This is a genomic window from Pseudomonas sp. 3296, assembly GCF_031456615.1.
GTDB lineage: Bacteria > Pseudomonadota > Gammaproteobacteria > Pseudomonadales > Pseudomonadaceae > Aquipseudomonas > Aquipseudomonas mucoides.
This window is the reverse complement of the sequence record NZ_JAVDUY010000025.1, coordinates 1-6,472: the sequence shown is the minus strand read 5'-3', so window position 1 is coordinate 6,472 and position 6,472 is coordinate 1. Positions and strand designations below refer to the sequence as shown.

At 51.7% G+C, this 6,472-nt stretch carries 6 protein-coding genes; 2 read left to right on the top strand and 4 right to left on the bottom strand.

Going from position 1 to position 6,472, the window contains the following annotated elements:
- Window positions 1-81 precede the first annotated feature (81 nt).
- From J2X66_RS30080 to J2X66_RS30070, 3 genes are all read right to left on the bottom strand, one after another.
- Entirely contained in the window at window positions 82-1,905 is a 1,824-nt protein-coding gene (locus J2X66_RS30080; RefSeq protein ID WP_310272363.1) for a WG repeat-containing protein, read from the bottom strand.
- A 10-nt stretch (window positions 1,906-1,915) separates the two neighbouring features.
- Window positions 1,916-2,758, bottom strand: a complete 843-nt coding sequence (locus tag J2X66_RS30075; RefSeq protein WP_310272360.1) for a tetratricopeptide repeat protein — start codon at window positions 2,756-2,758, stop codon at window positions 1,916-1,918.
- A 289-nt stretch (window positions 2,759-3,047) separates the two neighbouring features.
- Window positions 3,048-3,323: an EF-hand domain-containing protein gene (locus J2X66_RS30070; protein ID WP_310272357.1), complete on the bottom strand. Its 276-nt coding sequence runs from the start codon at window positions 3,321-3,323 to the stop codon at window positions 3,048-3,050.
- Window positions 3,324-3,971: 648 nt separating this feature from the next.
- On the opposite strand from J2X66_RS30070, the gene traN reads away from it, so the two are divergent.
- The gene (gene traN, locus J2X66_RS30065) at window positions 3,972-4,433 is read left to right on the top strand and encodes a conjugal transfer protein TraN (protein WP_310272354.1); all 462 of its coding nucleotides are present in this window, start codon (window positions 3,972-3,974) and stop codon (window positions 4,431-4,433) included.
- A gap of 191 nt (window positions 4,434-4,624) precedes the next feature.
- Here the strand turns inward: traN and J2X66_RS30060 are convergent, their stop codons facing one another.
- On the bottom strand, window positions 4,625-5,188 hold the full coding sequence (locus tag J2X66_RS30060; protein ID WP_310272351.1) for a DUF1566 domain-containing protein: 564 nt from the start codon (window positions 5,186-5,188) through the stop codon (window positions 4,625-4,627).
- 1,058 nt (window positions 5,189-6,246) lie between these two features.
- Between J2X66_RS30060 and J2X66_RS30055 the strand changes: the two genes are divergently transcribed.
- Window positions 6,247-6,472: cytochrome b/b6 domain-containing protein (locus tag J2X66_RS30055; protein ID WP_310272348.1), on the top strand; the 226-nt coding region annotated here is incomplete at its 3' end.

Genomic DNA, 6,472 nt, shown 5'->3' with positions numbered 1-6,472 from the left:
AAGAGCCTAAGTCTGATTTTTGGCAGACCGTCGATTTTTTGAACTCCAAATGATTGGAGCATCAAAAAATCGCGGGGTACTTCAGACCTTCCTTAAGTCAAGTTTGGACTTTTGTGCCTTGCGATTAATGTAAAAGGTGTTGTCTTTTATATCGGTGACGAGCAACAGACCATCTTGGCCAAAGTGATCCCTAATGTCTGAGTAGGGCTCGACGTTGAGTCGCTTACCTTCAGCGTTGTAAAGATCATAGTTGCTATAGATATAATTCCCGTCTCCATCCATACCTTGGGCTTGCCTGGCTTTTAGTTGCTTAGGTGTGCGAATTTCACTGTGGGCAACAATGATGCCGTCGTTAATTTCGAGGCCGTCAAACTGGCCATCAAGAATCATTTTTCCGTTGCTTTGTAGATAAACTTCGCGCAGAAAGACGTCTCTGCTGTTTTTCCTGAGGTGCTGGCTCGTGGTAATGAACGGGCCTTCAATGTCAATATTGTCGTATTTCAACGGCAGAATGACTTTATGGGTGTTCGTGTCGACGAGTCCTTGTACCTGGTTGGTACCGGGGTCTTTGTTGATCACCACGTAGCGGTTTTGATACAGCGTGTCATCCATGATGTAAAAAGGCTGCGGGGTCAATGTTTTTACCGCGCGATCCAACAAGTAGATTTGGTCATCGTCTTTGGCATTGGTGATGCTGTAGTAATCCTCAACCACGTGATCGAGGCTAGGATAGATAGGCTTGATCAGCCATTGCCCTTGCTCATCGATCAGACCGTAAAAGTCGAGGTGGTCATCGACAGCAGCAGTCAACCCGTTGACGTAGTTGTCTTGTGTCTTCGTGACAGTGAAACTGTACGTGCGCTGATGTGACGTAGGCTTGAGAAAAACCACGACTGAGGTGGGCGTGCCGCTGAATTGATAATCGGCGAGGGTTTCAGGTGGGTGTTCTTTGGCGATATCTTCTTTCGAAGGCTGGTGGTCAATGTAGTAGCTGGCCAGTTGCTTTGTATCGCTAATGTTGCCGTTGTCTATGCGATTAATGGTTTCCTTCAGGAAGGCATTGTATTTTTCAATGTAGTAAGCATCGTTGGTGTACGACGAGTGGCCATTCAGCTTCAGGGCTTTGCCCTGTGCATTAAACGCTTGCACGTTCAATAGCTTGTCGTTTTCACCGGCCGGCATCGTCAGGCTGACCTCGCCGTCTTTTATCGATTGCAGCGCGATGCCTTCCTGGCGAGCTTTGGATTTATCGTCAAAGGTCAGTTGCTTGACGGCGCCGGGTAAGGTGTAAGTGACCGACAGGTCAACGGCGACAATACGCTTGTTATCTTTGACGATAGTGGCGTCGTCACTGTCCTTGGTTGTTGGGCTTAACGAGGTGCCATCTTTAAAATGGACTAATGTGGTCTTGAGTTGTACGGGAGGATACTGGTACTCATCATAGCCAGGGGCTAAGCCGTTGAAGCCGTACTCGTGAAAGTCAGTCTGCACATAAGAAAAACCACCGACAATTTTCTGCCCAAACGCCAACGAGTTTAAATGCTGATCAAATTTGGCCTGGATATCTGCTGCGCTGGGCGGGCTGAAGGGCTTGATCTCTTCGCTGTTGCTGTCGCTGTCATCCGAGGAGGCCGCTGATATTCGAAGGCTGGCGAGGTTGGACAGGTCATCCAGTGATTCAATCTGCTCGCTGAGCAGCTTTTTTAACTCGGCCAGGGTTTTATCGCCGAATTTGCTCTCCAGTTCTTTTTTCATCGCCAGGTTGGCGGCCTGCTGGGTCTCGCGCTGTACCTTCGTGGCCTGGGCCTGAAGGTAAAGGACTAACAAGCCAATCGAGCAGAGTGCGCCCAGTAGCAGCCATAAATGCGTTGATTTGAGGGGTTTTCTAAAGAAGTTGGTGATCATGGGCTGTCTCTTACAGGTCTAATACGGCGGCATCGTGGGGACAGTCAACTGCCGTTTCAGATGGAGTGAGTAAGTTGTCTACGTATTCTTTCGCTTTGGTCAGGGCTGAGCGTTGGCTGAGCCAAGTGAGTTCGGCCTGGGCCTTCTGCGAGCCGTTGGCTGCCGCTTTATGGAGCCAGAGGCTTTCTTTTTGTTGATTCATCGGTAAGTCGCCGCGACCGGTGTCATAGGCCTGGCTGAGTTCATACTGGGCTTGAGGCAGGTTGCTAAGGGCCGCCCTGCATAACCAATAATTGGCCTTGGCCTGGGTGCCGGCATAGCGTCTCTCCATGTCGTTGTCGGCGGAAGACTGGACCTGTTCCGAGTCGGCCAAGTAGAGAGCACTCAGGGCATATTGCGCCTGCGCGTGACCTTGATTGGCGGCCTGCTCATACCAATACATGCCTTGGGGAACATTGCTCTCAACGCCGGTGCCGTTGGCGTATTGATCGGCCAGTTCAACTTGCGCCAGGTCCAGCCCCTGCTCGGCAGCGCGCACCAACCATAAGTGAGCTTGTTGATCATCCCGGCCACTTGTATCCAGCAATCCGTTCCGATACATCGCAGAGATTATGAACGCGATACGGCTGTTACCTCGGCTAGCCACTTTTTCATACCACTGAAAAGCCTTGCGATAGTCCTGTCTGGAATAGTAGTAATTTCCGAGATTTTCGGCGGCACACGTATCACCTTGGGACGCGTCGGTGAGCAGGTTATGTTCCTGCTCCGTGCTCAGTGCATATTCAAGCGTACAGGTGTCAGTATTGTCGGCCTGGGCGGGGAGGGTGGCCAGTACGGCGGGGATTGCCATCATGCAGGGGATTACGACGCGTGTTCTGACGGTTAACTGGAGAACCGCTTTTTGAGGACTTTATAATTCATATAGGTCTGTCTGATGAAGGTGGAATAACTAGGGGAGCCCACAGAATTCGGAAAACATCGTACGGGTGCTTTCCGAATTCTGCGTCCACTCCAATCTGCCCCTTCCATGGGAGAAAACCAGTCGTGTAGACGACGCAGCCGGAAACCTAGCTTCATACATTTACCAACGGAATTTTCTGGGGTCCGGCTTACGCCCCCAAAGTGACTCGGACTACCGGGGGTTACCACATACCTTCCGGACATCTAGGTCCATGAAGTCGATCCCATTCCCATAACTCATTCAATGACAGCTTGTTGTCCCGGTCGCTATCCAATGTGAAGAAGGCGTTTTCAGTCGTGACAGGCTCAGTGAGAGTGCCGCCGTAATCTCCTTGCATCTCAGCAGCCGCCAGCAACTCCGATTTCTGCAGAAAACCGTCGTTATTACTGTCGTGATCGCGAAAGAAGCGTTGGAAGTCGAACGACGCAGGTTCGCATGCCTGAGTGACGATGGGCATGCCCAGGAACAGTAGAAGGGGAAACCGGAATAGGGGCATAGATTATTCGTTTTCCTTTGTACCGAAGGTTGTGGCTAGAAAATGGGTCACGAGGCCGAGTCAGGATAAAAAATTACGCCCTGAAAATCTTGACCGCTTGCGCCATTTGTAGCTGCGCATGTACGTGGACGCTGCTGCCCTTATGGCTCTTAACCTGCTCGCTTGAGTAGCTGACTTCGCCAACTGCTTACTCTGCTCGCAGCAGAACGGACACAAAAACTGCATGATCGGCTATTGGCTGCAGGAGTACCGCTGTGATGCGATGTTCATTCTCAACTAATGTGGGCCGGGGTTGCCCGATATTCTCAGCTAATGTGGTCCCGAATCGAGCGATGTAATCGGGTCGGGCCGCCGATGTTATCGAGCCGCTACACCTACGAGTTACCCAACGGTTTACGGCGAAAACTCCTGGATCACAGTAGACGTTCGCCTACTAACTGACGTGGATTATTCCTCTGTAGCAAATCCAGGTAATTTTCAGCTAACCCTGAATTTACTGGTTAATGAACGGCAATTCATCCCTAGAGTTGTGTGGCAGGACCTGTGTCCGGGCGAGATCATTACTGCCGGAGTCACTTGCACGCAGGGCGCCGGAGTTCGCTCTTCGTTATGGAAGGCAAGACCTACAGCGTCTACAGCGACTACTGGGAATACACCACCCAGATTCGCTCACAAGACGCCGATGATCAGGCCTGCGCTGTTTATGCCAACAACATTAATTGCACTGTCGCGGGCCGCAACTGTGGGCTGATAGACGAAGAAGGGATATGCGTTAGCGAGAAGGTCACCTACCAATGTCAGACCACAGCCTCAGCCGTTGGCCAACTCTGCGGCGGAGATTTCTATTGCACTGACGGGTCCTGCGACACGCTGGCCCACAACCAGGACTTCTCGTTCGCACTTGCTATTTCTCAACTGGCCGCAGTGTCAGCAGCAGGGGATGACGCTGCTGATCAAATCGACATCAAAGTCGGCGCGTTTACGTGCCATGGCATGGAATGCCGTAAGGCCATGGCGGGATTCAATAACTGTTGCGCAGACGGTGGCTGGGGTGCTGATATCGGCATTTAGCATTGCAATTCTGAAGAGAAAGCCCTGGGCACCGCTAAGTGTAGCGGCTCGATAACATCGGCGGCCTGACCCGATTACATCGCTCATTTCAGGACCACATTAGCTGAGAATATCGGGCAGCTCCGGACGGGGCGGACGCGGAGTTCGAAGTCATTGACACCGTAGGACTGATAGCCGTCATCGAACGACACTCAGAATGTCTCGTAGGCGGAGCACTGCGAACTCGACCAGTAGAACGTGTCCTTAAAGGCATCGACGCCACCAATCTGGAAGCTCGTCAGCTCGGTCTGTGCTGGGAATTCTTCGGTGTTCAGTAGGCCGCGAGGCTCGCTGTTTGGGTTGTCCCCGCCGCGGCCGTACTGCTGCCGGTTTGCTTCGGTGCTCGGCTTGAAGTGCCGATACTGCAACTCTTGTACGTCGCGCGCGGGGATCGCCCAGTCGGTGAAGCCACCGACATCCATTGCCAGAACCTTCTGCGCCAACTCGCTGCCGGCCGCTGCCATAGCCTCGGTGTTGGCGCAGCTGTTGGTGAAGCTGTCGACGCCCTCGATCTTCACGCCGTCCTCACCTAAAGCGCCCTCCAGTTCGTGCGCGGCACCGGCGGTGATGTTCAGGTAGCGTTTGCCGGAGTCCGGGTCACGGGTGATGCCGGAAAAGAAGCCGCCTCCAAAAGCTTGGCCGATTTCCGTAAGGGTAATAACAGATGTTGCTTTGGCTGTTGCGGACAGGGTCTTTCCTCTTTTCGGGGGCAACAAAAAAGGCGCAAACTTCCATCACCTGGTTATCCGGGGCGTTTTCGGCTGGGGGGCGAAATGGCACCCTATGCGGTCAGCTCGCAGCACAACAGACACAAGAACTGCATGATTGGATATTGGCTGCCGGCGTACCGCTGTGATGTGACGTTCATTCTCAACTAATGTGGGCCGAGACTGATGTAATCGGGCTGTTCTCACGCAATGTGGGTTCATTCTCACTTATTGTGAGCCGGAGCGGCTCGATATTCTCAGCTAATGCGGACCCGAATCGAGCGATGTAATCGGGTTGGGCCGCCGATGTTATCGAGCCGCTACACTTTAGAGATCCATAATCTCCGCAGATCAGCATGAGCAGATGTCGCGTCATCATAGCCAAACTGTGTACCGCAGGAAGGGCAGATGCCAAACGAAGAGCAACCAACGTCGTCGTATGGAGGATCTTCAAGCCCGGCGTATCCACAAACCGGACAAAGATATGAAACGTTGCCTGCAATCATCCTACCCCCGGATTTCTAGCCTCTAGCCCACGCTATCGGCGTACCTGCTGATCACTGGAATTTTATACTGAATCTGAGCAACTGATGTCTGACCTGAGCTGAGTAGGGCGAAACATTCCGGATGAAAGTGGCTAACAACGGTTTTGACACTCTCCGGGCCAAAACCGGTAGCTCACAAAATAGACTCTCTCAGTGGACTTTTCAGAGGTTGATTTTTTATCCTGATTCGGCTCAGTGTCCTAAATTTCTGAGAGTTACCAAGCTAACTGGTTTGCCGGTCAATATTCTTATGCCCGCCCCATCATCGGCCGGTTGCGTGACGCATTTGGTCGATGGTTTGGCGCGCACGGTCAATTCTTTTACAAAATAAATAGTTAAAATCACATGCATCTAAATTTGTTCGATTACTTTAAATATTTTTAAGCTATGTCATACATAAAAATCGAAACCATACCCCATTTAGCTCTAAATTAAGATTTCTCTATAGTTTATTCAATCGCATCAAGTCAAAACTTGGAGATACATTACGTGGCAGATTTGAAAATTTTAATTAAACATTCCATGGATAGCTACCCACGCTGGGTTCGACTGACCCATTGGCTCAATGCCCTAGCCGTGTTGGTGATGGTCACAAGCGGCTGGCGCATTTACAACGCCTCGCCAATTTTTGTCTTCAGCTTTCCCAAGTCGACCACCCTCGGCGGCTGGCTCGGTGGCGCGTTGCAGTGGCACTTCGCGGCGATGTGGTTTTTGGCGATCAACGGTATGACCTACCTGCTGATCAACA

Bases quoted from the DNA above. Each gene is read 5' to 3' on its own strand.
- J2X66_RS30070 (WP_310272357.1), bottom strand. From the start codon at position 3,323: ATGCCCATCGTCACTCAGGCATGCGAACCTGCGTCGTTCGACTTCCAA.
- traN (WP_310272354.1), top strand. From the start codon at position 3,972: ATGGAAGGCAAGACCTACAGCGTCTACAGCGACTACTGGGAATACACC.
- J2X66_RS30080 (WP_310272363.1), bottom strand. From the start codon at position 1,905: ATGATCACCAACTTCTTTAGAAAACCCCTCAAATCAACGCATTTATGG.
- J2X66_RS30075 (WP_310272360.1), bottom strand. From the start codon at position 2,758: ATGATGGCAATCCCCGCCGTACTGGCCACCCTCCCCGCCCAGGCCGAC.